The sequence below is a fragment of the Sphingopyxis sp. genome, from assembly GCF_016463645.1.
Taxonomy (GTDB): domain Bacteria; phylum Pseudomonadota; class Alphaproteobacteria; order Sphingomonadales; family Sphingomonadaceae; genus Sphingopyxis.
Genome location: NZ_JAEMQX010000214.1, coordinates 1 through 3,474, shown reverse-complemented (window position 1 = coordinate 3,474; position 3,474 = coordinate 1). Strand labels below are relative to the sequence as shown.

The window sequence follows — 3,474 nt, the reverse complement described above, 5'->3', positions numbered from 1 at the left end:
GCTGGAACGCGAACTGGGGGCATCGGACCTGCGGGTCGTCGATGCGACGAAATTCATGGCCGACGCCGGGCGCGACGCGCGCGCCGAATATGAAGCGGGCCATATCCCCAGCGCGGTCTTCATCGACCTGGCCGAATTGACCGACGCCTCAAGTCCTGTCGAAAATACGGCGCCCCCCGCCGAAAAATTCGCCAGCCGCATGCAGTCGCTCGGCCTCGGCGACGGCAGCCGGATCGTGATCTACGATGACAGCCCGCTGAAGAGCGCGGCGCGCGCCTGGTGGCTGCTGAAACTCTTCGGGGCGCACGATGTCGCGTTGCTCGACGGCGGCCTCGCCAAATGGAAGGCGGAGGGCCGCGCGCTCGAAATGGGCAAGCAGACGTTGCGCCACCGCCATTTCACCGTGTGGCGCGATGCCAAGGCGGTGCGCACCAAGGAACAGATGCTCGCGAATGTCGACAGCGGTGCCGAACAGGTCGTCGATGCGCGCCCCGCAGCGCGCTTCACCGGCGAGGAGCGCGATCCGCGTCCCGGCCTCGCGCCCGGCCATATCCCCAATTCGCGCAGCCTGCCGCACAGCGAACTGTTCAACGCCGACGGCACGTGGAAACAGGGCGATGCGCTCAAGGCCGCCTTCGATGCCGCCGGGATCGACCTCGACAAGCCGCTCGTCACGACCTGCGGCAGCGGCATGACCGCGACCGTCGTTGCCTTCGGCGCGCATCTGCTCGGCAAGGACGATGTCGCTGTCTATGACGGCAGCTGGGCCGAATGGGGCGCCGACCCCGCGACGCCGAAGGCGACTGGCGCGGCCTGACGCGTCGGGCATCCGTTCCGCGAAGGGTGGATTTTGGCCGGCGGCCCGCTAACAAGGCGGCGATGAGCAACAGCGACGATGACAGCCTCCGCCCCGCGACCCGAATCGTGCAGGGCGGGCGGCGTTCCGAGTGGACCGGCGACCCGCGGCTCGGCGGCGGGATCGTCAATCCGCCGGTGTGGCGCGCCTCGACGATCCTCTACGACAATATCGCCGACCTGAAGGCGCGCGGCCATGCGACGCACGACCGGCTCTATTATGGCCGGCGGGGCACGCCGACGGTGTGGGCGCTCGCCGATGCGCTGACTCAGATGGAGCCGGGAGCCGAGGGCACCTTGCTCTATCCGTCCGGGGTCGCGGCCAATTCGGCAGGGCTGCTCGCGCTGCTCGGGCCGGGCGATCATCTGCTGATGGTCGACAGCGCCTATGAGCCGACGCGTGCCTTCTGCAACGGGATGCTTGCGCGCCTCGGCGTCGAAACCACCTATTACGATCCGCTCGTCGGTGCGGGTATCGCCGACCTGATCCGCCCCGCGACGAAACTGATATTCCTCGAATCGCCGGGCAGCCTGACCTTCGAGGTGCAGGACATTCCCGCGATCACCCGAATCGCGCGCGCGCGGGGCGTGCTCACGATGCTCGACAACACCTGGGCGACGCCCCTGCTCTTCCCCGCGCTCGCGCACGGCGTCGATGTGACGATGATGAGCCTCACCAAATATGTCGGCGGGCACAGCGACGCGATGATGGGGTCGCTCACCGCGACGCGCGGCGTTTGGCCGAAGCTGCGCAGCGCGGCGTATCAACTCGGGCAGGCGGTTTCGCCCGACGATTGCGCGCTGATGCTGCGCGGGCTGCGCACGCTCGATGTGCGGATGCAGCGGCAGGGCGAAAACGGTCTTGCCGTCGCGAACTGGCTGGCAGGGCGCGACGGGGTCGGCCGTGTGCTTCATCCCGCATTGCCGGGCGATCCCGGTCACGCGATCTGGTCGCGCGACTTCGCCGGCGCGAGCGGGTTGTTCGGTTTCACGCTGAAGGGCGTCGACGACGCGGCGCGGACGCGCTTCATCGATTCGCTCACGCATTTCGGCATCGGTTTCAGCTGGGGCGGCTATGAAAGCCTTGTCGTGCCGAGCGATCCGCAGACGATTCGCACCGCCACCCGCTGGACCGATCCCGATCCGCTCGTGCGCCTGTCGATCGGCCTCGAGGATCCCGCCGACCTGATCGCCGACCTCGAACGCGGCTTTGCCGCGATGGCCGGATGACCGTGATGGACGGGCTGCCCGAAGGCGTCGTCCGGACGATCGGGGCGCTGAAGGCGATCGGGATCGACGTCGGCTCCTATCGCCTGTCGCTCTACGGGCTCTTCTCGACGATCGTCGTCGCGGTGCTGCTCTACCTCGCGGTGCGCGTCGTGCTGCGGTCGATCAAATGGCTGCTTCGCCGCAATACCCAGATCGACGCGACGCAGCGCCTGCTCGCCGAAAAGCTGATCGCCATCGCGCTCTTCGTCTTTGCGATGCTGTTCGGCATCGATCTGCTCGGCATCGACCTCACCGCGCTTGCGGTGTTTTCGGGCGCCGCGGGGCTCGCGATCGGTTTCGGGCTGCAGAAGACCGTGGGCAATCTGATCGCGGGGATCATCCTGCTGATGGACCGGTCGATCAAGCCGGGCGACATCGTCGTCGTCGGCGACGGCAGTTCGATGGGCGGCTCGGCGCTGCCCGGCGGCGTCCCGAATGTCGGTCGCGTCGCGAAGATCGGGGTGCGCGCGGTCAACGTCATCACGCGCGACGGCAAGAAGCACCTGATCCCGAACGAGCTGCTGATGACGCAGCCGGTCGAGAACTGGAGCTATGCGAGCCCCGAGGTGCGCGTGCGGATGCGCGTGCCGGTCGGCTACGACTGCGATCTGCGTCTGGCGCAGCGGCTGATGGTCGAGACCGCAAGGGAAAACCCGCGCATACTCAACGAGCCCGAACCGGTCGTGTGGATCACCGCTTTCGGCGAACGCGCCGTCGAGCATGAGCTGCGCTACTGGATTTCGGACCCCGAGGCGGGGCTCGGCAATATCCAGGGCGAAGTGTTCCTGGGGATATGGGACCGCTTCGGGGAGGCGGGAATCCGCATTCCCTATCCGCGGCAGGATGTGAAGATCGTCGGGACGCCGGGCGATGGCCCGGCGCCCGCCGGCGAAAACTAGAAGCCGATCTTCTTCGCGCGCTCGATGCACTCGACGATGATGCGCTTCGCCTCGTCGACATCGCCCCAGCCGTTGAGCTTCGCCCATTTGCCGGGCTCGAGATCCTTGTAGTGGGTGAAGAAATGCTCGATCTGCTGCAGCACGATTTCGGGCATGTCCTTGTACGTCGAAACCTTGTCGTAATAGGGGAAGGTCTTGTTGACGGGCACGCACAGCAGCTTTTCGTCGCCACCGGCATCGTCGACCATGTTGAGCACGCCGATCGGACGGCATTTGACGACCGCACCCGCGACGATCGGCGAACGCGCGACGACGAGCGCGTCGAGGGGGTCGCCATCCTCGCCCAGCGTGTGCGGCACGAAACCGTAGTTGGCGGGATAGCGCATCGGCGTGTGCAGGAAGCGGTCGACGAACAGCGCGCCCGATGCCTTGTCGAATTCATATTTCACCG

At 66.8% G+C, this 3,474-nt stretch carries 4 protein-coding genes; 3 read left to right on the top strand and 1 reads right to left on the bottom strand.

The features are described 5' to 3' along the window. Position 1 precedes the first annotated feature (1 nt). From JHC57_RS21655 to JHC57_RS21645, 3 genes are all read left to right on the top strand, one after another. Positions 2 to 817 carry a sulfurtransferase gene (locus JHC57_RS21655; RefSeq protein WP_294032648.1) on the top strand — a complete coding sequence of 272 codons (816 nt, stop codon included), beginning with the start codon at positions 2 to 4 and terminating at the stop codon, positions 815 to 817. A gap of 62 nt (positions 818 to 879) precedes the next feature. Continuing rightward, the gene (gene metC, locus JHC57_RS21650) at positions 880 to 2,085 is read left to right on the top strand and encodes a cystathionine beta-lyase (protein WP_294032647.1); all 1,206 of its coding nucleotides are present in this window, start codon (positions 880 to 882) and stop codon (positions 2,083 to 2,085) included. Next, complete coding sequence (locus JHC57_RS21645) at positions 2,082 to 3,023, top strand: mechanosensitive ion channel domain-containing protein (protein WP_294032646.1); 942 nt, start codon at positions 2,082 to 2,084, stop codon at positions 3,021 to 3,023. Before metC ends, JHC57_RS21645 begins: the two co-directional genes overlap by 4 nt. Here JHC57_RS21645 and ppa read toward each other — a convergent pair. Then, the coding region (ppa, locus tag JHC57_RS21640; RefSeq protein ID WP_294032645.1) for an inorganic diphosphatase at positions 3,020 to 3,474 on the bottom strand (455 nt) is incomplete at its 5' end. The genes JHC57_RS21645 and ppa overlap by 4 nt on opposite strands.

Bases quoted from the DNA above. Each gene is read 5' to 3' on its own strand.
- metC (WP_294032647.1), top strand. From the start codon at position 880: ATGAGCAACAGCGACGATGACAGCCTCCGCCCCGCGACCCGAATCGTG.
- JHC57_RS21645 (WP_294032646.1), top strand. From the start codon at position 2,082: ATGACCGTGATGGACGGGCTGCCCGAAGGCGTCGTCCGGACGATCGGG.